This window comes from Eubacterium barkeri (genome assembly GCF_900107125.1).
Lineage (GTDB): Bacteria > Bacillota > Clostridia > Eubacteriales > Eubacteriaceae > Eubacterium_O > Eubacterium_O barkeri.
In genome coordinates, this window is the sequence record NZ_FNOU01000002.1 from 40,709 (window position 1) to 64,891 (window position 24,183).

Below are 24,183 nucleotides of genomic sequence, written 5' to 3' on the forward strand. Positions count from 1 at the left end.
TGGAGAATAGTTCCATGACAATAAAGATTATAACAGATTCTGCCTGTGATATGCCAAAGGCACTAATAGAGGAGTATGGTGTTGAAATCATGCCGCTCTACATCATGCAGGGGAACACGTCCTTTAGGGACGGAATTGATATAACACCAGATCGGCTATATTCTGAAATGCGGAAGGGGGAGCACTTCAGCACTTCCCAGATTCCATATTCCGATTTTGTTTCGACCTTTACGAGACACGCTGAGGCAGGTGAAGCTTTTATTAATCTGAGCTTTTCCAGTGGATTATCAGGCACATATCAAACGGCGATGCTTGCTTTACGGGATGTGAAGGAAAAATATCCAGAGGTTCCTATGGCGGTTCTGGATACCAAGGCCGTTACTGGTGGCCTTGGTATGATTGTTACGAAGGTGGCAGAAGCTGCGTCCAAAGGGGCGGATTTTGAGTCCCTGGTGGCCTATAGTGAGAAATTATCCACCCAGATCCGTCATGTTTTTACAGTGACCAACTTGGAGTATTTGTATCGCGGCGGGCGGTTAAATAAGGGCACGGCCATGGTCGGAAATTTACTGAATATTTACCCTTTGTTGGAGGTGGATGAAAGCGGTGAGCTTCAGAACATCGATAAGGCCAGGGGCGAAAAGAAACTGATTAAAAAAATGGTGGATTATGTGGCTAAAAATATGCAAAATCCTGAAAAGCAGGAGATGTATATTGCCCACGCGGATAATATGGCCTTAGTGGAAATGTTTATCAAAATTGCCCATAAGCACCATATCGATCCTAAGATGATTGAAATTATGACATTAGCTCCCATTATTGGGACCCACACAGGGCCAGGGAGTTTGACGGTATTCTTTTTTGAAAATGAAATTATAGAGATGAGTTAAGAGGTTAGAAACAGGATGTTAGAAAAACTGGATTTTTTATCAGAAAAATACGATGATTTAAATCAGAAGATTTCCGATCCGGAAGTCATTGCAGACCAGGCGAAGTGGCAGAAGCTTATGAAAGAGCATGCCCATTTGGAGCCGATCATTGCCCATTATATGGCCTATAAAAAAGCCTCGGAGGGCATTGAAGAGAGCAAGGAAATGCTGTTGGATAAAGCATTGGACAAAGAGTTTAAAGAGCTTTGTGAAATGGAATTATCGGAGTTGACAGAAGAAAAGGAACGCTTAGAGGAAGAACTGAAGGTCCTTCTGCTTCCCAAGGACCCCAACGATGACAAAAACGTCATTGTGGAAATTCGGGCTGGTGCCGGTGGTAGTGAAGCCGCTCTTTTTGCAGGGGATTTATTCCGGATGTTTACCCGTTATGCTGAGCGTCATCGCTGGAAAAGTGAAATTATGAATTCCAATATTCCGGATATTGGTGGGATTAAGGAAATCACCTTTGCCATTGAAGGGCAGGGTGCCTATAGTCGGTTAAAATATGAAAGTGGCGTCCATCGTGTTCAGCGGATTCCGTCAACGGAGTCTGGCGGCCGGATCCATACATCCACAGCAACGGTTGCTGTATTGCCAGAGGTAGATGATGTTGAGGTTGAAATTAATCCCAACGATATCCGGGTGGATGTCTATCGTTCCTCTGGGAATGGGGGACAGTGCGTTAACACCACCGACTCGGCAGTTCGTTTAACCCATGAGCCCACGGGACTAGTGGTAACTTGCCAGGATGAAAAATCCCAGCTTAAAAACAAAGAAAAGGCCATGAAGGTTTTAAAAGCCCGGTTGTATGAAATCGAAATGCAGAAACAGCAGAGTGAAATCGCCAAGGATCGGAAAAGTCAGGTTGGGACAGGGGATCGAAGCGAACGGATTCGGACCTATAATTTCCCCCAGGGCCGGGTAACCGATCACCGCATCGGGATGACCGTCCATCAGCTGGATGCCTTTTTAGATGGAGAAATTGACGAAATGGTGGATGCGCTCATCACCTCAGACCAGGCGGAGAAAATGAAAGCGGGGCTTTAAGACCGGCTTTCCTCCCGGAGCTCTGCGTACATTTGCTTAAAGGCCTGACTGTACTGATAAAAGGAAATACTGAGCATAACGCCGGTAATAATCATCAGCAGGTTGGCATAAAGTGCTCCCATTTGTGGGAAGGAAACCAATAAAAAAGCCGTGATAAAAAATGTAGCAGTGGAGACCTTACCGGCCCAAAGGGATCCACTAAAGCGTTTTCCTTTTTTGAGGAGTTTAATGTCGTTAACCAGCATATAAATCTCCTTTACCATAAATAGGGCAACCAGCCACAGGATGCCAGGGAAACGCAGAATCAGCATCAGTATGACGGCAAATTGTGTCAGTTTATCTGCCACAGGGTCTAAGATAATCCCTAACTCTGTTATCATATTAAAGCGTCGGGCGATAAATCCATCCAATAAATCGGTGAGTCCAGAGCCCAGAATAATCAGACCAACGGTTAAAAAATCCATGGGTGATTTAGCTTTAAGGTAAAGATAGAGAAACACAGGAATTAAAAGTAAACGGATAATACTCAGGATATTGGGAATGCTCAAAATTTGCTTCGCTTCAATTTTCTTCATGATGCTTCCTTTCATATTGCAGATCAATACGATTGTAATTCTAAACATTCACTTAAACAATGTCAATTGATAAAATCGGATGAGATTAAGCTGGTCTAAAGGCTGTCGGGTTAGGATGAATCAATGAGTAAAAAAAGAAAAAAAAGACATCGTATAAAAACCCTGGGTTGTTTGTCCATTTTAGCTGTTTTAGCCATTATCATTCTCATTGCATCAGGATGCCGTTATCTGACCTCTTATGCCCAAACATTATGGGAAAGCAATGTGTCTGGCGTGCTCACTTCAGCTGTGATGGATTATGAGCCGACAGTAAGGCAATACGCCAGAGAAAATGATATTGAGCCCTATACGGACATTCTTCTGGCTATGATGATGCAGGAATCTAAGGGTATTGGCAGTGACCCTATGCAAAGCAGTGAAAGTACCCACAACACGGTATATGAAAAGGAGCCAGGAGCCATCGAGGATCCAGACTATTCCATTATGGTGGGAGTTCGCTATTTTAGCGATGCTTTAGACTTAGCCGAGTGTAAGGGTCCTGAGGATTTAAGTCGCCTGGAATTGGCCATTCAGGGCTATAATTTCGGTAATGGCTACATTAGCTGGGCCAGGGAACGGAATGAGGGGTATACCGAAGAAAATGCGCGAATTTTCAGCAATGCTATGAAGGCAGAACTGGGATGGGATGTTTATGGGGATCCCGAATATGCCAATAAGGTGATGCGTTATTATGAACAGATTCAGAGCAATGAGGATTAAGATCAATAAATGTAGTCAGGATGGAAATTCTGGCTATTTTTATTGGTTGAAAAAATAAGAAAATTCACTTGACTTGGAGTTGACTCCAAGTGTTATGCTAGAAGAAAGTCATCCAGTCAATGGAAAAGGATTGGGTAACGGATTATAAAAAACAGGAGATTGTAATGACACAGAAAAAATTAGGTTTTGGTTTTATGCGTCTGCCTTTAATGCGTTTGGAAGATCCGGCCAGTGTCAATATCCCAGTATTGGAAAAAATGGTGGATACTTTTTTAGCCCGGGGATTTACATATTTTGATACGGCCTATATGTATCATGATTTTAAAAGTGAAATGTTTTTGCGGGAGGTTCTGGTGAAACGCCATTCCAGAGATACCTTTACAGTGGCAAGTAAAATGCCCACCATGCTTCTGAAATCACAGAATCAGGTGGCTGAGATTTTCGATGAGCAGCTTGAAAAGTGCGGGGTGGATTATTTCGATTATTACCTACTGCACAATCTTGGTGTCAATAATTATGCCGCGGCAGAAAAATATGGGTGCTTTGGATTTATACAGGAAAAGAAGGCGGCTGGGAAAATTAAGCATATTGGTTTTTCATACCACGATTCTGCGGATCTATTAGAAGAAATTTTATCGGCTCATCCGGAAGTCGAATTTGTGCAGCTCCAGCTCAATTATCTGGATTGGGAAAGTGAGAGTATTCAATCCCGTCGGTGCTATGAGGTTGCCACAAATCATGGCGTCCCGGTCATTGTAATGGAGCCAATCAAGGGTGGAACCCTCGCGGAGGTACCAAAGGCGGCTGAATTATTGCTGAAAGCCCAAAATCCCAATGGATCAATGGCATCCTGGGCCCTTCGATTTGCGGCCAGCCTTGATAATGTCATGATGGTCCTCAGTGGAATGTCTGATATGGATCAGCTCCTGGATAATATCAGCGCCATGGAAAATTTTATACCTCTATCCGCGGAAGAAGGGGCTACTCTCTGGGAGGCCATTGATATGATCAATGCATCAATCGCCATCCCCTGTACGGCCTGTGGCTATTGTGTGGAAGGTTGTCCCCAAAAGATTGCCATTCCTAAACATTTTAGTCTGTACAATGCTGAAATCCAGTCTGACAATAAGGGCTTTTCGACCCATAGCGTTTATTTTAACAATTTGATTATGGGCTCTGGAAAACCTTCGGATTGTATTGAATGTGGGCAGTGTGAAAAAGCTTGTCCCCAGCATCTCTCCATTATGGAGGCGTTAAAACAAGTGGCCGAAACCTTTGAGTGAGGCACAATAGGGAGGGCATCATGACGATTACTGAGGTTTCTGAAAGATACGGGCTTTCAGCCGACACCATAAGGTATTATGAGCGCATCGGTTTAATTCCACCCATTCATCGTAGGAATAATGGGATCCGGGATTTTACCGAGGAGGATTGTAATTGGGTCAGTTTTGCCAAATGTATGCGCAGTGCAGGCCTGTCCATTGAGACGTTGATTGAATACGTCGGGATGTTTAGGCAGGGTGATGCGACCACTGGCGCCCGAAAGGATTTGCTCATTGAACAGCGTGTCCAGCTGGCCCATCGGATTCAGGAAATGCAGGAAACGCTTCAGCGCCTTGATTATAAAATTGAGCGGTACGAAGAAATTATCCTTGGATTTGAGGAAAAGATGCGATAATAAAAAGAGTGATTTGAAAAGTGGCCCATACAGGCTATTTTTCATGGATAGGGGATGTGAAAAGGTGAAAAGCATAAAAAAAAGCCTTTCGGCTTTCATTAATGTTTAGATGGTGACCCATGGGCGACTTGAACGCCCGACACCCTGATTAAAAGTCAGATGCTCTACCAACTGAGCTAATGGGTCATAATATAATAGGACAATAATAAAAATGGCAGGGGTAGCAGGACTCGAACCTACGCATGCCAGAGTCAAAGTCTGGTGCCTTACCGACTTGGCTATACCCCTAAATAAAAAAATGGGGTGGACGAAGGGACTCGAACCCTCGACAACCAGAACCACAATCTGGCGCTCTACCAACTGAACTACGTCCACCACAAATTATAAATAATGGCGCGCCAACAGGGATTCGAACCCCGGGCACACGGCTTAGAAGGCCGTTGCTCTATCCGACTGAGCTATTGGCGCGTATTGATGGAGCGGGTGAAGGGAATCGGACCCTCGCGACTGGCTTGGAAGGCCAGGGCTCTACCACTGAGCTACACCCGCAACCTCGCTCCCAACGACTCGGTCGAGAACGAGATTTAGTATACTTGAAATCTGGGGTGTTGTCAACAATAATTTCATAAAAAACATAAAAAACTTAGATTTCTATGAAATTAAACACCAAATTGATCCAAATGGGCCTCCATTCGGTCCTTCATTGCATCATCGATGATGATTTTCCCATCGACCTCATGGTTATGGAGATGGGCGATGATTTCCCGGACCGTCACAATGGGATAGGTCGTGATGCCAAATTCTTCAGCTACCTCTTGAATGGCGGTCTTGCCGCCAGTTCCCTTTTCCATTCGGTCCACAGAAATAATGAGGGAATTCACTTTAACATCGGCGATGCCCTTGAGCAGGGGAACACTTTCACGAACCGATGAACCGGCCGTGATGACATCCTCTATAATCATGGCGATATCGCCGACCTGGGGCTTATAGCCGATAATGTTCCCCCCTTCACCATGATCCTTGGCCTCTTTGCGGTTGAAGCAATAGGGGATGTTGCACTGATGCTCATTATAAAGGGCGACCGAAGCGGTAATCACCAGGGGGATACCTTTATAAGCGGGGCCGTATAGAAAATTGGTATTCCCAAGGTTTTCAGCGATGCAGGCGGCATAATAGCTTCCCAGCTTTGCGATTTGTTCGGATGTTCGATAATTACCAGTGTTGACAAAATAAGGGGTTTTTCGGCCACTCTTAGTCACGAAATCACCAAAGGTGAGAACGCCAGAGCGAACCATAAAATCGATGAATTCTTCTTTATAACCCATGATATTCTCCAATTCTTTTTTCTTTAATTATACAATAGGGCCTTTGGGAGTCAAGTGAAAATGAATATGAAAGGGAAGGATTATTCCGATTATCTGAGCTCCTCCTTGACAAAGGAAATTCGGCTGAATTATAATAAAATGAATATAACCATGTAAACTTGGACATTTAGTCTGAAGGAGGATAACGGTACTATAGAATGGAATCCATAAAAGAACAACCCATTGTTGAGATCCAGGGCTTAGGGAAGACCTTTCACACCAAGTCTGGGGATGTCCGGGCACTGGATGATATCAACATCACCATTAATCGGGGTGATATTTTTGGCATCATTGGCATGAGCGGGGCGGGGAAGAGTACCCTGGTTCGCTGTATGAATTTATTGGAAAAACCCACGGAAGGTCGGGTTTTAGTGGACGGGCAGGATATTGCAAGCCTGCCCGAAAAAGAGCTGCGCCGGGTGCGCTATTCCATGGGAATGATTTTTCAGCAGTTTAATCTTTTGGAGCAGCGTACAGCCGAAAAGAATATCCTGTTCGCCTTGGAAATAGCTGGTTTTGATAAAGATCGGGCAAAGGATCGGGCAGCAGAATTATTGGAGCTGGTAGGGCTTTCTGATCGTGCACAGTCTTACCCATCCCAGCTTTCTGGTGGTCAGAAGCAGCGGGTTGCCATTGCCCGGGCATTGGCAAACGAACCAAAGGTGCTTTTATGTGATGAGGCAACCTCAGCACTGGACCCTTCAACCACGCGGTCGATTTTAAATCTTCTCAAAGATATTAACCAAAAGCTGGGAATTACCATTATTATCATTACCCATGAGATGAGCGTGGTGGAGGAGATTTGCAGCCACGTGGCCATTATTGATAAGAGCCAGATTGCAGAGCAGGGAAGTGTTGAAAGCATTTTTACAAATCCTAAGACGGCCATTGCTAAAAAGATGATTTTTCCTGAGGGTGAAAGCCTGATGACCAAGGTTGGTCAGAAATGCTGCCGAATTGTTTTTGACGGAAGCTCGTCCTACGATCCTGTCATTTCAAAGATGATTTTGGAATGTAAGGCCCTGGTGAATATCATGTTTGCAGATATGAAGAATATCGATGGGACTGCCCGGGGACAGATGGTCATTCAGCTGCCAGAGGATTCAACCTCGGCGACGAAGGTCCTGAGTTATCTGCGCTCCAATGGACTGAGTGTTGAGGAGGTGGCCGATTATGTGGGATAGTACAATGATCAGTATGATTTGGTGGGGGCTCCTTCAGACCCTGTATATGACCCTGGCCTCCACAATCATCGCCTACGCTCTGGGGATTCCCATGGGGGTCATCCTGGTGGTGTGCGATAAAAATGGCATTAAACCCCTTCCTGGCCTCCACAAGGTACTGGATGTTTTTGTGAATATTACACGGTCCATTCCTTTTTTAATCCTGTTGATTGCTGTTATTCCCCTGACACGCCTTATTACCGGGACGACCATTGGCTCCAATGCCACCATTGTTCCTTTGGTTATTGCGGCGGCACCCTTTGTGGCCCGGATGGTGGAATCGTCTCTCAGAGAGGTGGATCAGGGCATTATTGAGGCCTCCCTTTCCATGGGTGCAAGCCCAATGCAAATTATTGTGAAGGTGCTATTGCCAGAGGCAAAGCCTTCACTCATCGTGGGGGCGGCCATTGCAACCACGACGATTTTGGGATATTCTGCCATGGCTGGTATTGTTGGCGGCGGTGGTTTAGGGGATATTGCCATTCGCTACGGCTATTATCGTTATGAAAATGGTGTGATGATTGTGACGGTTGTCTTGCTGGTGCTCGTTGTGCAGATTTTCCAGGAAGTGGGAATGAAGCTGGCCCAGAAGCAGGATAAGCGGAAGTCATAAAAAGTTAAGAGGAGGAAATTATGAAGCGTTTTACAAAAGTGTGTGCAGTTGTCCTTGCGGCAGGGTTGCTCATGACATCCCTGGCCGGGTGTGGGGGAGGCTCATCCAGTTCGACAGACGATAAAACCATTGTGGTGGGAGCATCACCTACCCCCCATTCTGAAATTCTCAAAGCGGCGGAAGACGCTTTGAAGGAAAAGGGATATACCCTTGAAATCAAAGAATTTACCGATTATGTCCAGCCCAACCAGGCATTGTCCAACGGTGAGCTGGATGCTAATTATTTTCAGCATGCCCCCTATTTAACCGATTATAACGAAAAAAATGGAACGGACCTGGTGTCTGCAGCTTCAATCCATTATGAACCATTGGGTCTTTATGCGGGAAAAACAAAGGCTGTGGCTGAACTTTCAGATGGTGCGACCATCGCTGTTCCCAACGATACCACCAATGAAGCCCGGGCACTGTTGTTATTGGAAAACCAGGGCCTGATCAAATTAAAAGAAGGGGTCGGATTGGCGGCAACACCAAAGGATATTGCTGAAAATCCTAAGAATTTAAAGATCCAGGAATTGGAAGCAGCTCAGCTTGCCAGATCCCTGGGGGACGTGGACATGGCTGTCATCAATGGGAACTATGCCCTGGATGCCGATTTAAAGGTGAGTGATGCCCTGGCGAAGGAAGAAAAGGATTCTGAAGCAGCTAAAACCTATGCGAACATTATAGCGGTTCGAAAGGGTGAAGAAAATTCCGATAAGACGAAAGCCTTAATCGATGCCCTAAAAAGCGAATCGGTTCAGAATTATATTTTAAATACCTATGGCGGCGCAGTGGTCCCCATGGATTAACCCAATGAGCTGGAGTTTTAACTCCGGCTTTTTTCGTTTTTGATTGTTTAACTCTTTATTAAACCCGCTGCTAAATCCACTTGTGAATCCTTGATGGCAATGATATAATACAAACAAAGGTGGTGCAGTATTCTAGTCGGCACTATCGATCACCAGGGCGGGCCTAAAAATCCGTCGAAGGGCATATCGATGAAGTCCCTTGTTCCTGCTTTCGACGCCCAGTCGAGGGTTCTTTCAGGGGGTTAAGGAGGATGGGGCGATCTGCAATGGCATGCAGGCGTAGACCCTGCCTCCGTGGAGACCGGCTTTTGCCGGGAAAACCTGCCAACGTGCCCCAGGCTGTAGTGGCCTGAAGGTTCTGACGCAGTGTAGCCTGCCTTGAGTGGCTTGGGTGGATGGTCTGACAGTTTCATACGGTTCAGGGCCCGAACGTTATGAAATAATGCGGCCGAAACCCAATCTGCAAAAGAGGCTAAGGGTCGATGGGTGCCGCCGGGGAAAACCCCTAGGCTGCTCAATCGTGTCATTCGTATAAGAGGCACAGTGGGGATTATAGTGCACACTTAGTGGTAATTCAGTCCCACGCTTGGTGACAACGTGGACTACATGTAAAGGGAAACCGCTGGAATGGCGACGTTCCAGTCATGTTTTGGGAAATCCTACTGAACCTATGTTGCAAAGTTTACTCATTGTGCTACCACCTGTTTTGAGGAATTATGCCCTGCATAGTTCCTTTCTTTTTGATTATAGGAAAGTGAAAAAATGGGAGAAAATAGTAAAGATTGCGCTTCGAGTAAAGAAGCAAAAAAAAAGAAATCAAAAAAAGAAATTAAAGAGCATAAGCAAAGAATGTGGGTTTTCTGGGTTTCATTGGGAACCTTTATTTCTACGATGATTATTAGCTATATTTCGGATGTACTCTTGTCCAATACCGCACTCGCTGTATCTTTCATCATTCTTCTGGTGATTGTTTTAATTGGTATTTTAGCGGATGTTTTGGGAATTGCGGTGGCATCTGTTAATCTGGACCCCTTTAATGCCATGGCGGCAAAAAAAATAAAAGGGGCAAAGACTTGTGTAAACATGGTGAAGAATGCACCCCAGGTCTCCAATGTGTGCAATGATGTCATCGGTGATATTTGTGGGATTGTCAGTGGGGCGACCAGTGTGAGCATTGTTGCTCAGTTATTAAACTACTTCCCCGTGCTCAATGCTACGGTGGTGGGATTATTAGCCAGTGCTGCAGTTGCTTGCATCACCGTGGGCGGAAAAGCCGTTGGCAAAGGGATTGCTATGAAAAATGGAACAGCGATTATTCATGGAATCGCAGTTCCCATCGCCAGTGTTAAAATATTAGTTAAGGGTCACGAATAATCTAGAGGACAGGCAGAAGAGAAGAAGGCAGAGCATGAAAAAAATACGTTTAGATAAATGTCTTTGGGATTTGGGTTTATTTGATTCCAGAGAACAAGCTAAAAAAGCCATTATGGCTGGATTAGTGGCAATTGATGGACAAGTCCATACCAAGGCCGGGGATCAGGTTCCTGAGGATATTACCATGGATCAGGTGGTTATTAAAGGAAATCTCTTTCCTTATGTTAGCCGTGGCGGATTGAAACTCGAAAAGGGGATTGCTATATTTCCTTTTCCGATCCAAGGGCGGGTTTTTCTGGATATTGGGTCCTCCACCGGGGGCTTTACCGATTGTCTCCTTCAGAATGGAGCACAGCGGGTTTATGCCATTGATGTGGGATATGGTCAGCTGGATTGGAAGCTACGAAATGATGACCGCGTGGTCTGTATGGAACGAACGAATTTCAGATATCTAACACCAGAGGATATTGGGGAAATAGCCGATGCGACGGTAATGGATGTTTCCTTTATTTCCATCCTAAAGCTTATTCCGGCCATTGCGGGGCTGACGAAGGAAGGCAGCCTGGGAATTTGGCTGATCAAGCCCCAGTTTGAAGTCGGTAAGGAAAAAATTGGAAAGAATGGTGTTGTGCGGGAGGTAAAGCTTCATGAGGAGGTTTTGCAGACGACATTGTCTGGGATTATGAATGCGGGGTATACCATCAGGGGATTGGACTTTTCTCCCATTCGTGGACCCAAGGGGAATATTGAATTCTTATGCTTTACCCAGAAGGGGATGGCTGAAGATGGCATTTTGAATTGGGATGAGGTCATTAAAACCGTTGTTGCAGATGCCCATGCAGCAGGAAGGGAGACGGATCATGGCAGTCATGAATGAAATTGGCATTTATCTCAACTGTGATAAACGCAATAGCATCGAAATGGCCACTCGGTGCGCGGCGTACTTGAGCGCACAGAATGTAAAAGTCGTGATGCTTAGTAAACAGCTGCAAGAAACGGAAATCCCTGGGGTTACGGGGTATTTAAAAGATGAATTTTTTAGCAAGCCCCAGTGTATCGTCACCCTTGGCGGTGATGGAACCCTTTTGGGAGCTGCCCGTCATGCCAGCACCAATGGTGTTCCTCTTTGCGGGATTAATCTGGGAAAGCTTGGATTTTTGACAGAGGGAGAAGCGGCTGATTTAGAGCCCGTGTTAGAACGTCTATGTGCAGGGCAGTTTACCCTGGAGCCGCGGATGATGCTTCAATGTCGGATTACTTTTGAGAACGGTCTGGTGGAAGAGCATGTAGCACTAAATGATGTCTTAGTTAAAAATGCAGGATTTCGGATGATGGAGCTTCGGGCCTTTATTGATGATGAAGAAGTGGATGCCTTTCGGGCAGATGGTCTGATTATTGCCAGCCCCACAGGGTCCACGGCTTACTCCTTGGCAGCAGGTGGACCTGTGGTAGTTCCGGGAACTCAGGTCATGCTTTTAAACCCCATATGCCCCCATCGTCTTCATGACCGGGCCTATGTGGTTTCCCATAAAAGTATCATTCGTTTGGAGTTTAATCAAAGTGCCCGGGATCTGGTGGTCTGTGCAGATGGACAGATCAGTGTTCCCATTGGTGGGCGGGATCGGGTAGAGGTCACCACGGCAAAGCGATCAGCTAATTTAATTCGGATCAGTGATATTGGATTTTTTGACCGTCTTCGACGAAAGCTTTCAAATGATTCACAGGTATTTACAGGAGCAAAGAGATGAAGGTATCACGACAGGCAAGAATATTAGAAATTATTGAAAATAAAAATATTGAGACCCAGGAAGAACTTTTAAGGGAGTTAAATGCAGCGGGTTATAAGGTGACACAGGCAACGGTTTCCCGGGATATTAAGGAGTTAAAGCTCATTAAGGTAACGGGAAAGGGGGGACGACAATCCTATGCGACCATGAAAAACATCGGGACTATTTTTGACGAGCGGGTAGCTACCGTTTTTCGGGAATCTGTACTGACTGTAGATACCACCGCATTTTTGATCGTCCTAAGGACCTTGCCGGCTATGGCTCAGGCAGCAGCTTTAGCCATCGATGCTATGGAATGGACAGAAATTGTGGGGACCATTGCTGGGGATGATACGATTTTTGTCGCTGTGCGGGAAGAGAAAGATGTCACCATCATTGCCAATAAATTTAGGCGCTTGATGAAAGAAAACCAGTCTTAAAATGGGGGAAGGCCAATGCTGCAACGTATTAATATCAAAAACTATGCTCTGATTGAAAATCTTGATATCGAATTTGATGAAGGGCTGAATGTCATCACAGGCGAAACCGGTGCAGGAAAATCCATTATTATTGACGCCATTACGCTTTTATTGGGGCAGCGTGGCAATCGGGATAACATTCGAAAAGGTGCGAGAAAGATGGTGGTCCAGGGCGTGTTTGATGTTTTGGGCAATGATCCGATGTTAAAGCACCTGGAGGAGCTGGAAATTGAAATTGAAAACGGAGAGTTACTTTTATCCCGCTCCATTGATGAACGGGGAAAGAATATTTGTCGGGCAAACGGGGTGCTGGTGACCGTTACTCAGCTAAAAAGCATTGGAGAGAACCTCATTGATATTCATAGTCAGCATGAGCATAACAGCCTTTTTAGGACAGAAAGTCATCGCATTTTATTGGATACCTTTGGAGGAGCGCCCATTGCAAAGCTCTTAGAAAAAACAACCCAAATGGCTGGAGAATTGAAGATGCTCCGGACAAACATTCTGGAAACAGAACGGGATCAGCGGGAGATTGAACGTCAAAAGGAAAATTATCAATTTGAGCTTAAAGAAATCAGTGAAGCCCATTTAGAGCCAGGAGAAGATGAGTATCTGATCCAGGAAAAAAACATTCTTGAAAATAGCGAAAAGCTCTTCACTAATGCCAATGAGGCCTACCAAATCCTCAATGGAGGAGAGGAGATGGATGCCACCACCATTCTTTCAGAGCTTTCGCGGATGGGGGAATACCTCGCTGTACTGAGCACCATCGATCCTATTTTTAAAAGTTTTGAAAAGACAGTCGAGGAAGCCTACAGTGATCTGGAAAATCTTTCAGGTGAGCTGTACACCTATATCGATCATATTGATTTTGATATGGACACTTTAGATGAGGTTGAAAAACGTCTGATCGTTATTGCTGGATTAAAGCGTAAGTATGGTGAAACAGTCGATGAAATCATTGCCTATGGCGAAGAGGCTGCCCGGGCCCTTTCCCAAATCACCAATCAGGATGAGTATAAAGATCAACTCAAGCAAAAATATCTGGAAGTTTGGGATGCTTATAAAATGGTTGCCATGGAGTTGAATATACAGCGTCATGCCATTGCAGAACAGCTGGCCGATATCATGGTTCAGGAGCTTAGGGACCTGGCAATGGAAAAGGCAGTCATCAAGGTTGATATTCAACAGGATGATAAACGTATTTCCCCTACAGGGCAGGACCATGTGGAGTTTTTAATTTCAGTGAATCCCGGGATTGCGCCCAAGCCCATTCGCAAGGTGGCATCTGGGGGAGAAATCTCTCGAATAATGTTAGCGCTCAAGGGCGTCTTTGGTGGGATGGATACCATTATTACCATGATTTTTGATGAAATTGATACCGGCATCAGTGGCCGGACTGCCCAAGCCGTTGCGGAGAAAATACTAAAGCTGAGCCGAAATCGGCAGATTATCTGTATCACCCATTTACCCCAAATTGCAGCAATGGCCGATCGACATTTTCGGGTGGAAAAGGATTTGGATGAGAATTCTGTGGAGGTCCATTTTGAGGAACTGACCGATAAAGAACGAACAGAAGAATTAGCCCGGATGCTGAGTGGTGCTGAAATCACACAAAGGACTTATGACCATGCCAAGGAAATGCTTGAAATGACAAAAAATCTTAAGCATTCATAAAAATATTCAATGTTCACCTCGAATTAAATATGATACCATAGCCCTACTGTTTGAAACAGTTTGAATTTACAACTGAATAACTCAGGAGAATTGGAGATCAGAGGAGGAATTATGAACAAAAAAACAGTTAAATTGGGATTATCCAGCAAGCATATTCATATTACCAAAGAAGATTGTGATACTTTATTTGGTGTGGGGTATGAGTTGAACCGTTTTAAATGGATGGGGCAGCCCGGACAATTTGCGACTGTGGAAAAGGTGGATATCATCGGACCCAAGGGAGCCTTAAAGGGCGTCCGTATCATCGGACCAGTACGTCCAGAATGTCAATTGGAGATTAGCATTTCGGATACCTATAAATTGGGTATTGATGCCGTCGTTAAAGACTCTGGTGATATTGACGGGACACCAGGCTTTACCATTGTGGGCCCAAAGGGTGAGGTGGTTAAAGAAAAGGGGGCCATTGTCGCAGCGCGTCATGTCCATCTATCGACTGAAGAAGGTAGGGAATATGGCCTTTCAGATGGAGAGATCGTGTCCGTTTTAATTCCAGGAAAGCGCAGCATCATTCTTAATAATTGTACAGTTCGTGTCGGGGATTCCCATAAAAAAGAAATGCACATTGATGTTGAAGAAGGCAACGCAGCAGGTGCAAAGAATGACCAGCTCGGCATTATTCTTTCCCAGGAAGATGTGATGAACGGCGATATGGTTGAGGTATTCTTTAAATCCTTCGAATAAAATGTAGAACAGGAGATTTTTATGCAGGCACCGGACCCCATTGCCTTTACCCTCTTTGGTTTAGAGGTGCGTTGGTATGGTATTTTGATCGCGGCAGCACTGGTTATTGCTCTTTTAATGGCGCTGCGACGGAGCAAACGCTACGCCATTAACCAGGACGATATCCTTGATTTTTTTCTATTTCTGACACCGGCCATCATTATTGGTGCCCGGGCCTATTATGTTCTCTTTGAATGGCGTTATTACGCTGTTCACCCGGATCAAATCTTTGCCATTTGGAATGGTGGCCTGGCGATTCATGGTGGGATCATAGCAGGTCTTATTGTCGGGGCTATATTGTGCCGTATCAAGAAGATTCAGTTTTTTACATTGGCGGACACGGTGATCCCGGGCTTACCCCTGGGGCAGGCTATCGGCCGTTGGGGAAACTTTTTTAATCAGGAGGCCTATGGGACCCAGACGAATTTACCTTGGGCGATCACGGTGCGTGACCCGCAGATGGGGTATATTAAAGTGCACCCGACGTTTTTATATGAATCCATCTGGGATTTATGTATTTTCGTATTTCTTTTAATCTATGAGCGTCGCTGGAAGAAGAATAATGGAGAGCTTTTGTTCCTTTATTTCATGCTCTATTCTGTGGGACGCTTCTTTATCGAAGGGCTGCGGACAGACAGTCTGATGTTCCTGGGGCTGCGAACTGCTCAAATTGTCAGCCTTATTTCCATTCTTATTGGAGGGCTGGGGCTGTGGTGGCTAAGACATCGTAAAGTTAACGTATCATAACAAATACCGATTGAAGCTATTTTCACTTCAATCGGTATTTTTTTATAAGTAAAATTAATAATCCTGTTTTAAACGATCAATGAGTCCAATAAGCATCAGTAAATCTTTATCCGATAGTTTAAGCATGCCATCCAGGGCTTTCTGAACAAGAATCGGTTCTTGGGTTGAGTCATCAAAAAAAGCGGAAGGTGTAATATTAAAATAATCGCATATGTAGAGAAATTCAGTGAGGGAGGGAAGCGCCCGACCAGATGAAATGCTTTGAATATAGCTGCGGCTATGGCCGAGATCTAAGCTCATTTTATATTCTGATATCCCATGTTTAATGCGTAAATCGGTGATACGTTTTCGAATAAATTCAATATCCATAAAACCACCTTTCCATCGATATCATAATTGTAAATCGTTCATATCGAAAATATTAACGATTAAAACGGGATTTTATATTGAATTAGCATATATATAACGGTATAATGCTTATATGTTAGGCGATTATGCTAAAGTACCTTCTTTCCGGAGCAAAGCGATGAGGTTTGATACAATAATAGAATGGTCTGGATAAAATTGGCTTAAGAAACGGATGTGATTAAAATATGGATAAGAAATCAGAATATTTAAAGGAAATTTCCAAGCGCGGGGATCATTATGGCTATCAAGGTGGTATTTATGATTTATTGACCTGGTGTGAAAAAATGTCTGTCCTGGAAGTGACGGAAGAGGAAGCCCGGAGATTTCTGGAAAATCCCAACGCCCCCTATCATTCTAAAGGAATATAGACCTCTTAAAGATGAAAATAAAAGAAGCTCTGCAAAGTTTGCAAGGCTTCTTATTTTTAATTGTACCCCATAAGTCCGCTGAAAATTGTATAGTCATCTTTTTGTTAATGCAGCGGCAGGTGGTGTGGATGAGGTTGGTGGAGCCGGTCCATCACAAGCTAGACGAACAAAGTCGAACTCAAAGGACACAAAGTCCCTAAATACGGTCACTTCAGGCACACAGCGCTGTATGATTTCGAACTGTCGCTGCCGTGGATAATTGCAAATATCCCGCCGAGTCTTTAAATATTCAACGATATTTTGACGATTAAAATCAGATGGTACGTCCTTTTCCTGGGTGGCGAGCTCAGCGGAAAGGGCGTTTTTTTCATTTTCAAGCTGTTCGAGTTTTTCACCAAGCATGGACGAATAAGCCCCTTCAGTAATAGCTGAAACTATATTTTCAATTTTCGTATCAATGCCAAGGAGTTTCTTTTTGATGGTGCCGGCCTGGGCACCACGTCCACCTAGGTATTGCCCAATGGAATCCATAACGATATCTGCGATGGAGTCGATAGCATCAGAAGCATAGACGATGTCATATATTTTATTGAGAATGATGGGTTCCAGGAAATCCGCATTGATACGAGGGGATTCACAGGATTTGTTATAACGGCGGTTGTTACAGCCATAGTAATAATATTTCGTTTTATTTCGTCCACCGGTGCTGGAAGCCCCGGACATGGTACCGCCACAGTATCCACACTTTACCAAGCCGCTGAGCAGGTAGAGGCGTTTGGCGTTTATACGGCCGCCTTTGTGCTTATTTTTCTGCATACGCTCTTTGACCAAAAGGAAAGTCGCTTCATCCACAATGGCTGGGCATCCCCCGGGGATGCGGACCACCTCATCATCTGGCTTATTAAGCCTGGAATTTCGTTTTCCGGCGATTTTACGCTGGGTGCGGTTATACACATAGGTGCCCATGTATTTTTCGTTATGGAGCATATCGTGGATTGTGATTTTTGAGAAGCACCGGCCAGATCTGGCACGATGCCCTCGAATGGACAGCTCATCGATAATTTGGCCATAGCCGCAGCCATTGGCGTGCATGGTGAACATGATGCGCACGGCTTCAGCTTCGGTTTCATCAATGATGAGGTGCCGTTCGGCATCCAGCTTAAAGCCGTAGGGGGTTGGGCCGCCGGTGTGTTTGCACTGATAGGCGGTTTCCAAGGCGCCTTTCATGACCTCCCGGGCCAGGTTCTTACTGTAGTATTCGGCCATGCCCTCCAGGACGCTTTCTAATATGACGGATTCCGGGGAATCGTCCAGGGGCTCAAGAACGGATACCAGGCGGACGCCGTTCATTTTAAGCTGTCTTTTATAGTAGGCGGAATCGTACCGGTCCCGGCTGAAACGGTCGAGCTTATGGACCAGGACGACGCTAAAGGTGCCGCTGGCAGAATCACTGATCATCTGCTGGAAGCCGGGGCGTTTATCCGTGGTGGCAGAACGGGCTTCATCGGAATAGACGTTGATGGGGAGGTATCCATGGTGTGTGGCGTACTCTTTACAGGCACGTACCTGGGCATCGATACTTTCATCCCGCTGGTTGTCCGAGCTGAAGCGGGCATAAATCACACAGTTAATCATATTTTTATCTCTCCTTATGAATTTTGGGTATAAAAATACCCGGGAACCATTGCGAAAACCCAGGGAGGATGGTACAATTATGCTTGGATAAGCGGTACTGCATCGCCCCGGGTTGTAACCGGATTCGCTATGCGTGCCCGTCCTCAGGCACTACCAATGCCGAAGGGGACACCGCCATTCATGTGGGTAGCATGGGTGGCGTTTTTTAATGCATGGAAATTTGATATCGAACTCTTAAATTATTAAACTCGTTATAATCTATTTCTTTATCGTGTTGAAGCCTACCAACGACAATGCCTGGATGCACGTTGATTGATTGCGCAAAAGCAATAATGCTGGTGTCGGTATAATCCTTATTCGCAATGAAAGCAGTGTAGTCTTGAAGCGGGATAATGCGTTCTCTGGCGGAATCATCCGCATCACGTTCCAGGATTTGGTTGATATCTGTTTGTTCATGTGAGTCATAACTTAAAAAAGTATCTTTCGTTTTGTGTTGGAGCACATGCTGAAGTTCATGGAATAATGCAAACCAAAAGATATCAGCATAGGCACCTCTTGTGTTGATTGCAAGCACTGCTTTGTGCGGAGATAGCCATTTAACCGCACCGTTTATTTTAGAATTTTTGAGGTGCGGCAGTACGACTAGGGCGATACCGGAATCGGATAGCATCGTTTTTATTTTTGGGATTGATTCATTAGGCTCATCACAGGTCATATTTCGGATGGTAACCAGATGCTTCTTAAATAATGCTTCATTGTAAGGATCCGTTGGAATGTCCTTTCCCATGTTGATTGCAGTTTGCATCCAAGTATTTACACAAATAATTTCTTTTTTTGTAAAGTCTGTATATGTGGCGTTTTTACAGTTTAACAATATATCTGTGCCTGTGAAAACTTGGAGCGATGCGACATTAAGATATTGTCGCAAAGCTTTTACTTTATCTTCTTTTTTTCTTGCGGAAGGCAAAATATTGTGCTTTGCAAAAAATCCATTGTAATCAATATTGTCGAGTACGTCGAAATCTTCCTCAAGGTTTGCTTCAAGTGATTCTTTAACGCAGTACTCATCGTAACTTGATTGCAGATTGAGCCAGACTCCAATGGATGTCCCAGTCATTGCGGACAACTTTCCCGCAATTTCTTTTGAAAGTGTGGCCTGCCCATTGAGCAGCTTACTTAATGTTTTTCCGGTGATGCCTAATCGATTTGAGAACTCGGTTTGGTTTATTTCCATTTCAACCATAAGGTCGCGAATATACACGCCTGGATGGAAAACGATGGATGGTTTAAATTGGTTATTCATAGTGATTTGTTACCTCCAATAGGATAATGGTAGACGTGGATTTGTAGATAATATCCAACTGGCTAAGATCTGTCCATTTGTTATTATTTTCGTCCACAGGGATTAAAATGAGACGATATCCCAATCGTCTTCCAAGATCCATGGCAAAGTGTCCACCTCGGTCACCGATTAAAGGGTGAAGATGATATGTCGGCATCTGAGCAATATCATTAAGATTTTCAGCATTTGCCATAAAATTCAATGCCATGTGAAGTTTTTCTGCAACACGCTCACCAAGCTGTTTCTTTGACTTTTTATAATCATTGCAGAGTTTTTCAATTTTCTTATCATGGTATTGTATATCCATTATATATGAATACCTCCGTCATGTCCTTAATTTTTTTACCTAAAAGGTAAAAAAATATTTTTGTTTTCTGCTTTTCAGAATGCGTAATACATCAATATGTTCTTTTAAATCGTCTTTTTTCTGTAAATAAACCATATGGAATATGAAGTGAAGACTGTATCATCTGGCCAGGTATATGAGCCGTCTCAGCGTTGATAGCACTGAGGCGGTTTTTTTATTTACTTAAAATTTTTCGTATTTTGTACTTTGACTATTTTCAGATTCGCCCCCGGTAAAAAAGCTTTGGAGGACGCTATCTTTAAAGAAGAAGCCCATATATTCTTTGTCATTATAATAGACATTATAACCATTTGGAGCTTTTTTATAGGGCAACTCGAATTCAGATTGTTTTCCTTGTTCTTCAACCGTCATAGTCACTTTTCCATCCGATTTAAAATCAAATGTCATACTGCTGAAGCCCTCCGCGCCGGTTCCTGGTGATGTCATTTTCCATTTTCCGATAATTGCATCTGTTGAATTGACAGATGATGTTTGCTCTGGGGTAGGTGTTGGCTGAACATTTGCCGTTGTGGGTGTATTGCTTGAAATTGATTCTGAAACAATTTCGCGGTTCGCCTTTACGAAAGAGTCATTATCAAACACAGAAAGGTACATACCGGCCTTGACGTCAATCGTCTTGACGGTTGATAAATTATCACTTTCGAGTACGAGTGTTTGTAAGTCATTCCTTGATTTGCTATTTGGCGAAATGGCATTCGGTCTATTTAATGTGGTTGCCGCTCCGATCATCTTATTGTCGGAGTCAAGCAATCCTGCAATGACTGAATAGTCTGCATCGACATTTAAAGTAGTATCATTTGAGACAGTTGTTTGTATGACGCTTTTATTGACATCCCCAAAAGAGTTATCTTGAACAATTTGAGTATCCGTACAGGATAACAATTTATCAGTTACGCTTGCTTTATATGTATTGATTTTAAAGTCAATACGGGATAATTCTTCTGCTGAATTTACTTTTATTCCATATGCATCATAACGAATTCCATAACCTACTTCATCGGGTTGTAAAATATAACTAGAGAAATTTACAGATCCGTCTCCCAGCGAAATATTACTTTTATCGTAGCCAATTACATTAATACCCGTGATGTAAATTGGATCTTTACTTGTATTTTTATATTCGCAGTAGACATTAACATAATATGATTTAGGAGATACTTCTTCAACATAAAATCCAGATTGTGAAATTGAAACTGGATTTTCATTTTTTGTATTGCCAGCAGATGATTGGCATCCTGAGACTGTTAAAGATAGCACTAAAAATAAAAATAATGACAAGCCAACATAATTTCCTTTCCATTTTCCTTCCATTTTCACATATTCCCTTCTTTTTACGTCGCATGGACATTATTTATTAAACCTGGAAATCTTCCAGTTTTAATCAAATTTTGATGCATCCAATTGAAAAGACAGTGTTTTAACTACTTTTTTCTTTCAAGTTTCCATCGGTGAAAGCTTCGGACATTTGACCAACTTTTTCGGCGTCCAACTCTGCGTCCAGGGCTTTGTGCAGGGCAGCCCGATCATCAGTGGAAGTGGCATCCAAAGGGGTGCTGGCCACGCTGTGGATGTAATCTTTGATGACAGCCCGGGCATCGGCGGGAAGCTCCAGGTAAGCGGTCAGCATCCGGCGGTCCATGTCGTCAAGGTGGTAGCGGCTAGCGATTTCTGCCAGATCATAGGCCTGGGTCTTGATGAACATTTCACCTTCACCGGTGCGCAGCCAGGTTTCGTTGACGTTGAAAGCTGCGACTAAAAGCTTAATGTGTTTTTCGGTAACCGAACGTTGGTTGCTTTCGATGCTAGAAATTCCAGAATTTGATAATCCGATAGCATCTCCAATTTCTCTTTGACTTTTCCCGAGGGAAAGCCTCAACTCTTTAAAACGATCATTTCGATCACTCATGTCATACCTCCTATGCATCAATAATAGCACCATAATCTCTGTTTGTAAAGATTAAAAGAAAAAATGTGTTGCATAATCTCTGTTTGAGTAGTATTATAAACACAAACAGAGATGAAAAGGAGGTGAGGAAGATGGAAGAGAGAAGTTTGGATATCGGCGGATTGAGTGTGGAAATCAAAGCGGTTGGAATTGAAACGATGATGAACGATTTAGAAGCTTTGACCACTAAATTAAAAGAAGCATCCGAGTTGATTGATGAGATATCAAACAAACGGATGCAACTACAGGTTAAGAATTTGTTTGCTGACGTACGGGAACAATCGGATGTCTGATGAGATATTCGTTTTCGATTGATTGAATAAAGATTTTGAGGTAACGCTTTAAAACATCAAAATCAATTGATTCATAGTGTCGTTCGTAATGGGTATGGTCATTACCAAGAACCCGGACGACATCAGCAGACGTGGATAATGTGATATTGGGGAGGTATTGGGAAATGGAGCGGTTTAAATTCTGGTTTACGACATCGCTTTCGTCTTTACCCAATTCCTTTATTGCGAAATCCTTTATCAATACTTCAAGTGCATTTCGGTAACCAGAACCAGCAAGGTCAAGATGGCCAAGTTCTTCGGCGTGGGCACTTTGCTTGTATAATTCACAAAACCTTGGGGAGAGCTCAGCAATGCTATCTGGGAGCTGGATGCCTTTAAATGTTGGCCAGACGTAAAGTAATTGGCCGGCTTCACCTTTTTTAACAGAATGCGTCATTAAAAAAGGTTTGTCACAGCATCGACCGGAAGCAATACTTGCATAAAAAGAAGGAGTAATACCTGTCTTTATTGGGACACAATTAATAAGATCTGCGGTAATGACAGTGCCACAATGTGGGCAGATGTTTGGGATTGGTCCTTTAAAGTATTCCGTATTTCCAGAGATAAACGAAATGGTTCTTGTCTTATTCATGACTATATTCCTTTGCTTAGATTTTGTTTATTTATCAAAACAATTATAGCACGATTACAGGGAATGGGGAAGGTCATTGGAAGTTGATGGGGGTATTTGATGGAAGGGGGTGAGATGTGTGTTTATACCAAGATGGTTGCTTATAAGTTTAATGGAGTCAAAGAGAGATTTAGAAAAGAGAGTGAAAAAGATCGAGAAACAGTTAAAGCAATATGAAAAAATGCGGACCATCAATGAAATTAGGATAAGAAATGGCTTAATGCCTATCGATGATCCGATGGCTGACTGCTATTTTAAGGAGTCCAAAGAATAATGCGGTGAGGAAATGGGAGAAATCGAAAAAACAATTGAAACATTTTTAGAACGCGATCGAGCAGAAAAAGTAGAAGCTTTAAAAAGTGAGAAAAAAGCGGTTCCGGTAAAGGTTGATTGCAAGGTAGCAAAGGAAATCTTTTACCAGACCGCTGTTCTTAAAAACATTCAAAACGAATTAAATGAGATTAAAGAATTACTCGGTAGCAGGAAAATGAGGTGAAAAGAAATGTGGATAAAGAAAAGTGTAATTGAAGAATATCAGAAAAGAATTGAAATATGCGATATGAAAATAGAGAGCTTGGAAAGAGAAGTCCTGGAATTGGATTCAAGGATGAGCAGGAAGGTAAAAGTAAAAAAGTTCCCTTGCGATACTGCAAAAGAACTTCTTTGCGGGGGGTGCAACCAAAAGCGGACCTGCTCAATGTATGGAGAGCCAAAGGATTTGTCACCGCAGGAGTTTATTGAATACATTATTGGGATAGATACTTAGTCCGGGAAGGATTCGATTATGTCTTCTGGTGTCGGGAAAATATCTAAAATTGAAAATTGCAATTTTGAGCATGCGCTTCCAAATTCGTTCCGGTCAAATTCAATGGGTTGAAAATTTGGATCTTTCAAAAGAGAAAGGAGGTGAGGAGGATGGAAGAAAAAAGAAAGTTAGCGAATATTCTAATGAATGAAATAGAAGAATTAGAGAATGAGCCAATTCAGGATAGATGTGACAAAATCGCTCAATTGGCTCATGAGCTAATTGAATTATGGCGTACATTCAGTATTTAGTTCTTTTAGCTTATCGTAGATGACTTGCATAAAATCCGATACGTTTTTGCCGTAATCTTTGCCGATCGGCGGTTTAGAATCAGAGATTGATGCGGCTGTTATTTCAACTACATGTTCGATTAATTTACTGTTTGAAGACATCAGCAATTCCCTCCTTTCCCGATATTTCGCCACTGTGGAATGGCGATGAAATCATTATATCACGATGGGGAGGGACGGTAAAGAAAACAACAAAATCAG

Annotated in this window: 31 protein-coding genes and 5 tRNA genes; 21 read left to right on the top strand and 15 right to left on the bottom strand. The window is 43.5% G+C overall.

The genetic code is table 11. From position 1 onward, the window contains the following. Window positions 1–14: 14 nt before the first annotated feature. Window positions 15–890 carry a DegV family protein gene (locus tag BLU30_RS01350; protein WP_090242716.1) on the top strand — a complete coding sequence of 292 codons (876 nt, stop codon included), beginning with the start codon at window positions 15–17 and terminating at the stop codon, window positions 888–890. A gap of 15 nt (window positions 891–905) precedes the next feature. Beyond that, window positions 906–1,976: a peptide chain release factor 1 gene (gene prfA / locus BLU30_RS01355; protein WP_090242718.1), complete on the top strand. Its 1,071-nt coding sequence runs from the start codon at window positions 906–908 to the stop codon at window positions 1,974–1,976. Here the strand turns inward: prfA and BLU30_RS01360 are convergent. Then, entirely contained in the window at window positions 1,973–2,551 is a 579-nt protein-coding gene (locus BLU30_RS01360) for a CDP-alcohol phosphatidyltransferase family protein (RefSeq protein WP_090242720.1), read from the bottom strand. The two genes, prfA and BLU30_RS01360, sit on opposite strands and share 4 nt — an antisense overlap. 123 nt (window positions 2,552–2,674) lie before the next feature. Between BLU30_RS01360 and BLU30_RS01365 the strand changes: the two genes are divergently transcribed. From BLU30_RS01365 to BLU30_RS01375, 3 genes are all read left to right on the top strand, one after another. Beyond that, window positions 2,675–3,310 (top strand): lysozyme family protein, encoded by a 636-nt coding sequence (locus tag BLU30_RS01365; RefSeq protein WP_090242722.1) that lies wholly within the window; start codon window positions 2,675–2,677, stop codon window positions 3,308–3,310. A 164-nt stretch (window positions 3,311–3,474) separates the two neighbouring features. Next, window positions 3,475–4,593 (top strand): aldo/keto reductase, encoded by a 1,119-nt coding sequence (locus BLU30_RS01370; RefSeq protein ID WP_090243162.1) that lies wholly within the window; start codon window positions 3,475–3,477, stop codon window positions 4,591–4,593. A 20-nt stretch (window positions 4,594–4,613) separates the two neighbouring features. Further along, entirely contained in the window at window positions 4,614–4,988 is a 375-nt protein-coding gene (locus BLU30_RS01375) for a MerR family transcriptional regulator (protein ID WP_090242724.1), read from the top strand. A 110-nt stretch (window positions 4,989–5,098) separates the two neighbouring features. Here BLU30_RS01375 and BLU30_RS01380 read toward each other — a convergent pair. The 6 genes from BLU30_RS01380 to pyrE form a co-directional block, all read right to left on the bottom strand. Further along, a tRNA-Lys gene (locus BLU30_RS01380) sits at window positions 5,099–5,174 on the bottom strand. A gap of 26 nt (window positions 5,175–5,200) precedes the next feature. Further along, window positions 5,201–5,276: transfer RNA gene (locus BLU30_RS01385), tRNA-Gln, on the bottom strand. An 11-nt stretch (window positions 5,277–5,287) separates the two neighbouring features. Then, window positions 5,288–5,363 (bottom strand) — tRNA-His (locus BLU30_RS01390). A 16-nt stretch (window positions 5,364–5,379) separates the two neighbouring features. Then, window positions 5,380–5,456, bottom strand: a tRNA-Arg gene (locus tag BLU30_RS01395). Window positions 5,457–5,463: 7 nt separating this feature from the next. After that, a tRNA-Gly gene (locus tag BLU30_RS01400) sits at window positions 5,464–5,537 on the bottom strand. Between the two features lie 110 nt (window positions 5,538–5,647). Next, the gene (pyrE, locus tag BLU30_RS01405; RefSeq protein ID WP_340148115.1) at window positions 5,648–6,316 is read right to left on the bottom strand and encodes an orotate phosphoribosyltransferase; all 669 of its coding nucleotides are present in this window, start codon (window positions 6,314–6,316) and stop codon (window positions 5,648–5,650) included. Between the two features lie 194 nt (window positions 6,317–6,510). Between pyrE and BLU30_RS01410 the strand changes: the two genes are divergently transcribed. From BLU30_RS01410 to lgt, 10 genes are all read left to right on the top strand, one after another. After that, window positions 6,511–7,536 (top strand): methionine ABC transporter ATP-binding protein, encoded by a 1,026-nt coding sequence (locus tag BLU30_RS01410; RefSeq protein WP_176770787.1) that lies wholly within the window; start codon window positions 6,511–6,513, stop codon window positions 7,534–7,536. Continuing rightward, complete coding sequence (locus BLU30_RS01415) at window positions 7,526–8,188, top strand: methionine ABC transporter permease (RefSeq protein ID WP_090242728.1); 663 nt, start codon at window positions 7,526–7,528, stop codon at window positions 8,186–8,188. Before BLU30_RS01410 ends, BLU30_RS01415 begins: the two co-directional genes overlap by 11 nt. A 20-nt stretch (window positions 8,189–8,208) precedes the next feature. Then, on the top strand, window positions 8,209–9,036 hold the full coding sequence (locus tag BLU30_RS01420) for a MetQ/NlpA family ABC transporter substrate-binding protein (RefSeq protein ID WP_090242730.1): 828 nt from the start codon (window positions 8,209–8,211) through the stop codon (window positions 9,034–9,036). Window positions 9,037–9,798: 762 nt separating this feature from the next. After that, a complete protein-coding gene (locus tag BLU30_RS01425) occupies window positions 9,799–10,410 on the top strand; it encodes a hypothetical protein (protein ID WP_090242732.1) in 612 nt (203 codons plus the stop codon). Window positions 10,411–10,444: 34 nt separating this feature from the next. Next, a complete protein-coding gene (locus BLU30_RS01430; RefSeq protein WP_090242734.1) occupies window positions 10,445–11,287 on the top strand; it encodes a TlyA family RNA methyltransferase in 843 nt (280 codons plus the stop codon). Beyond that, window positions 11,271–12,158 carry an NAD(+)/NADH kinase gene (locus BLU30_RS01435; protein WP_242873473.1) on the top strand — a complete coding sequence of 296 codons (888 nt, stop codon included), beginning with the start codon at window positions 11,271–11,273 and terminating at the stop codon, window positions 12,156–12,158. Before BLU30_RS01430 ends, BLU30_RS01435 begins: the two co-directional genes overlap by 17 nt. Continuing rightward, entirely contained in the window at window positions 12,155–12,616 is a 462-nt protein-coding gene (argR, locus tag BLU30_RS01440; RefSeq protein WP_090242738.1) for an arginine repressor, read from the top strand. Before BLU30_RS01435 ends, argR begins: the two co-directional genes overlap by 4 nt. A 15-nt stretch (window positions 12,617–12,631) precedes the next feature. Next, window positions 12,632–14,332, top strand: coding sequence for a DNA repair protein RecN (gene recN / locus BLU30_RS01445; RefSeq protein WP_090242740.1), 1,701 nt, complete (start codon window positions 12,632–12,634; stop codon window positions 14,330–14,332). Window positions 14,333–14,443: 111 nt separating this feature from the next. Further along, complete coding sequence (gene pduL / locus BLU30_RS01450) at window positions 14,444–15,073, top strand: phosphate propanoyltransferase (protein ID WP_090242742.1); 630 nt, start codon at window positions 14,444–14,446, stop codon at window positions 15,071–15,073. 21 nt (window positions 15,074–15,094) lie between these two features. Further along, window positions 15,095–15,859, top strand: a complete 765-nt coding sequence (gene lgt / locus BLU30_RS01455) for a prolipoprotein diacylglyceryl transferase (protein WP_090242744.1) — start codon at window positions 15,095–15,097, stop codon at window positions 15,857–15,859. Window positions 15,860–15,913: 54 nt separating this feature from the next. Here the strand turns inward: lgt and BLU30_RS01460 are convergent, their stop codons facing one another. After that, complete coding sequence (locus BLU30_RS01460) at window positions 15,914–16,228, bottom strand: helix-turn-helix domain-containing protein (protein ID WP_090242746.1); 315 nt, start codon at window positions 16,226–16,228, stop codon at window positions 15,914–15,916. Window positions 16,229–16,452: 224 nt separating this feature from the next. Between BLU30_RS01460 and BLU30_RS01465 the strand changes: the two genes are divergently transcribed. Further along, window positions 16,453–16,635: a hypothetical protein gene (locus tag BLU30_RS01465; protein ID WP_090242748.1), complete on the top strand. Its 183-nt coding sequence runs from the start codon at window positions 16,453–16,455 to the stop codon at window positions 16,633–16,635. Between the two features lie 93 nt (window positions 16,636–16,728). On the opposite strand, the gene BLU30_RS01470 is transcribed toward BLU30_RS01465, so the two are convergent. Beyond that, the gene (locus BLU30_RS01470; protein WP_090242750.1) at window positions 16,729–18,270 is read right to left on the bottom strand and encodes a recombinase family protein; all 1,542 of its coding nucleotides are present in this window, start codon (window positions 18,268–18,270) and stop codon (window positions 16,729–16,731) included. Between the two features lie 68 nt (window positions 18,271–18,338). Between BLU30_RS01470 and BLU30_RS14160 the strand changes: the two genes are divergently transcribed. Next, entirely contained in the window at window positions 18,339–18,479 is a 141-nt protein-coding gene (locus BLU30_RS14160) for a hypothetical protein (RefSeq protein WP_176770788.1), read from the top strand. Here the strand turns inward: BLU30_RS14160 and BLU30_RS01475 are convergent. The 4 genes from BLU30_RS01475 to BLU30_RS01490 form a co-directional block, all read right to left on the bottom strand. Then, entirely contained in the window at window positions 18,476–19,573 is a 1,098-nt protein-coding gene (locus BLU30_RS01475; protein ID WP_090242752.1) for a HigA family addiction module antitoxin, read from the bottom strand. The two genes, BLU30_RS14160 and BLU30_RS01475, sit on opposite strands and share 4 nt — an antisense overlap. Then, complete coding sequence (locus BLU30_RS01480; RefSeq protein WP_090242754.1) at window positions 19,566–19,919, bottom strand: type II toxin-antitoxin system RelE/ParE family toxin; 354 nt, start codon at window positions 19,917–19,919, stop codon at window positions 19,566–19,568. Before BLU30_RS01480 ends, BLU30_RS01475 begins: the two co-directional genes overlap by 8 nt. Window positions 19,920–20,141: 222 nt before the next feature. Then, window positions 20,142–21,290, bottom strand: a complete 1,149-nt coding sequence (locus tag BLU30_RS01485; RefSeq protein ID WP_143024186.1) for a hypothetical protein — start codon at window positions 21,288–21,290, stop codon at window positions 20,142–20,144. A gap of 106 nt (window positions 21,291–21,396) precedes the next feature. After that, window positions 21,397–21,885 (bottom strand): helix-turn-helix domain-containing protein, encoded by a 489-nt coding sequence (locus BLU30_RS01490; protein WP_176770789.1) that lies wholly within the window; start codon window positions 21,883–21,885, stop codon window positions 21,397–21,399. A gap of 131 nt (window positions 21,886–22,016) precedes the next feature. Here BLU30_RS01490 and BLU30_RS01495 point away from each other — a divergent pair, with 131 nt between their 5' ends. Next, a complete protein-coding gene (locus BLU30_RS01495; protein WP_090242760.1) occupies window positions 22,017–22,217 on the top strand; it encodes a hypothetical protein in 201 nt (66 codons plus the stop codon). Here BLU30_RS01495 and BLU30_RS01500 read toward each other — a convergent pair. Further along, the gene (locus BLU30_RS01500) at window positions 22,174–22,848 is read right to left on the bottom strand and encodes a DUF4145 domain-containing protein (protein WP_090242761.1); all 675 of its coding nucleotides are present in this window, start codon (window positions 22,846–22,848) and stop codon (window positions 22,174–22,176) included. The two genes, BLU30_RS01495 and BLU30_RS01500, sit on opposite strands and share 44 nt — an antisense overlap. Window positions 22,849–23,173: 325 nt before the next feature. Between BLU30_RS01500 and BLU30_RS01510 the strand changes: the two genes are divergently transcribed. The 3 genes from BLU30_RS01510 to BLU30_RS14165 all read left to right on the top strand — a co-directional run bounded on the left by BLU30_RS01510 (window position 23,174) and on the right by BLU30_RS14165 (window position 23,943). After that, window positions 23,174–23,383: a hypothetical protein gene (locus tag BLU30_RS01510; protein ID WP_090242765.1), complete on the top strand. Its 210-nt coding sequence runs from the start codon at window positions 23,174–23,176 to the stop codon at window positions 23,381–23,383. 6 nt (window positions 23,384–23,389) lie between these two features. Next, the gene (locus BLU30_RS01515) at window positions 23,390–23,653 is read left to right on the top strand and encodes a hypothetical protein (RefSeq protein ID WP_090242767.1); all 264 of its coding nucleotides are present in this window, start codon (window positions 23,390–23,392) and stop codon (window positions 23,651–23,653) included. A gap of 149 nt (window positions 23,654–23,802) precedes the next feature. Next, on the top strand, window positions 23,803–23,943 hold the full coding sequence (locus BLU30_RS14165; RefSeq protein ID WP_176770790.1) for a hypothetical protein: 141 nt from the start codon (window positions 23,803–23,805) through the stop codon (window positions 23,941–23,943). Here BLU30_RS14165 and BLU30_RS14170 read toward each other — a convergent pair. Next, window positions 23,920–24,084, bottom strand: coding sequence for a hypothetical protein (locus BLU30_RS14170; RefSeq protein WP_176770791.1), 165 nt, complete (start codon window positions 24,082–24,084; stop codon window positions 23,920–23,922). The two genes, BLU30_RS14165 and BLU30_RS14170, sit on opposite strands and share 24 nt — an antisense overlap. Window positions 24,085–24,183: the final 99 nt, after the last annotated feature.

Coding starts and splice junctions, on each gene's coding strand:
- BLU30_RS01460 (WP_090242746.1), bottom strand. CDS start 16,228: ATGGATATTGAATTTATTCGAAAACGTATCACCGATTTACGCATTAAA.
- BLU30_RS01480 (WP_090242754.1), bottom strand. CDS start 19,919: ATGGATATACAATACCATGATAAGAAAATTGAAAAACTCTGCAATGAT.
- BLU30_RS01470 (WP_090242750.1), bottom strand. CDS start 18,270: ATGATTAACTGTGTGATTTATGCCCGCTTCAGCTCGGACAACCAGCGG.
- argR (WP_090242738.1), top strand. CDS start 12,155: ATGAAGGTATCACGACAGGCAAGAATATTAGAAATTATTGAAAATAAA.
- prfA (WP_090242718.1), top strand. CDS start 906: ATGTTAGAAAAACTGGATTTTTTATCAGAAAAATACGATGATTTAAAT.
- lgt (WP_090242744.1), top strand. CDS start 15,095: ATGCAGGCACCGGACCCCATTGCCTTTACCCTCTTTGGTTTAGAGGTG.
- BLU30_RS01365 (WP_090242722.1), top strand. CDS start 2,675: ATGAGTAAAAAAAGAAAAAAAAGACATCGTATAAAAACCCTGGGTTGT.
- BLU30_RS01360 (WP_090242720.1), bottom strand. CDS start 2,551: ATGAAGAAAATTGAAGCGAAGCAAATTTTGAGCATTCCCAATATCCTG.
- BLU30_RS01425 (WP_090242732.1), top strand. CDS start 9,799: ATGGGAGAAAATAGTAAAGATTGCGCTTCGAGTAAAGAAGCAAAAAAA.
- BLU30_RS01465 (WP_090242748.1), top strand. CDS start 16,453: ATGGATAAGAAATCAGAATATTTAAAGGAAATTTCCAAGCGCGGGGAT.
- BLU30_RS01515 (WP_090242767.1), top strand. CDS start 23,390: ATGTGGATAAAGAAAAGTGTAATTGAAGAATATCAGAAAAGAATTGAA.
- BLU30_RS01370 (WP_090243162.1), top strand. CDS start 3,475: ATGACACAGAAAAAATTAGGTTTTGGTTTTATGCGTCTGCCTTTAATG.
- BLU30_RS01410 (WP_176770787.1), top strand. CDS start 6,511: ATGGAATCCATAAAAGAACAACCCATTGTTGAGATCCAGGGCTTAGGG.
- BLU30_RS14165 (WP_176770790.1), top strand. CDS start 23,803: ATGGAAGAAAAAAGAAAGTTAGCGAATATTCTAATGAATGAAATAGAA.
- BLU30_RS01430 (WP_090242734.1), top strand. CDS start 10,445: ATGAAAAAAATACGTTTAGATAAATGTCTTTGGGATTTGGGTTTATTT.
- BLU30_RS01350 (WP_090242716.1), top strand. CDS start 15: ATGACAATAAAGATTATAACAGATTCTGCCTGTGATATGCCAAAGGCA.
- recN (WP_090242740.1), top strand. CDS start 12,632: ATGCTGCAACGTATTAATATCAAAAACTATGCTCTGATTGAAAATCTT.
- BLU30_RS01415 (WP_090242728.1), top strand. CDS start 7,526: ATGTGGGATAGTACAATGATCAGTATGATTTGGTGGGGGCTCCTTCAG.
- BLU30_RS01375 (WP_090242724.1), top strand. CDS start 4,614: ATGACGATTACTGAGGTTTCTGAAAGATACGGGCTTTCAGCCGACACC.
- BLU30_RS01435 (WP_242873473.1), top strand. CDS start 11,271: ATGGCAGTCATGAATGAAATTGGCATTTATCTCAACTGTGATAAACGC.
- BLU30_RS01495 (WP_090242760.1), top strand. CDS start 22,017: ATGGAAGAGAGAAGTTTGGATATCGGCGGATTGAGTGTGGAAATCAAA.
- pduL (WP_090242742.1), top strand. CDS start 14,444: ATGAACAAAAAAACAGTTAAATTGGGATTATCCAGCAAGCATATTCAT.
- BLU30_RS01490 (WP_176770789.1), bottom strand. CDS start 21,885: ATGAGTGATCGAAATGATCGTTTTAAAGAGTTGAGGCTTTCCCTCGGG.
- BLU30_RS01420 (WP_090242730.1), top strand. CDS start 8,209: ATGAAGCGTTTTACAAAAGTGTGTGCAGTTGTCCTTGCGGCAGGGTTG.
- BLU30_RS01500 (WP_090242761.1), bottom strand. CDS start 22,848: ATGAATAAGACAAGAACCATTTCGTTTATCTCTGGAAATACGGAATAC.
- BLU30_RS01485 (WP_143024186.1), bottom strand. CDS start 21,290: ATGGAAGGAAAATGGAAAGGAAATTATGTTGGCTTGTCATTATTTTTA.
- BLU30_RS14160 (WP_176770788.1), top strand. CDS start 18,339: ATGGTACAATTATGCTTGGATAAGCGGTACTGCATCGCCCCGGGTTGT.
- BLU30_RS14170 (WP_176770791.1), bottom strand. CDS start 24,084: ATGTCTTCAAACAGTAAATTAATCGAACATGTAGTTGAAATAACAGCC.
- BLU30_RS01475 (WP_090242752.1), bottom strand. CDS start 19,573: ATGAATAACCAATTTAAACCATCCATCGTTTTCCATCCAGGCGTGTAT.
- BLU30_RS01510 (WP_090242765.1), top strand. CDS start 23,174: ATGGGAGAAATCGAAAAAACAATTGAAACATTTTTAGAACGCGATCGA.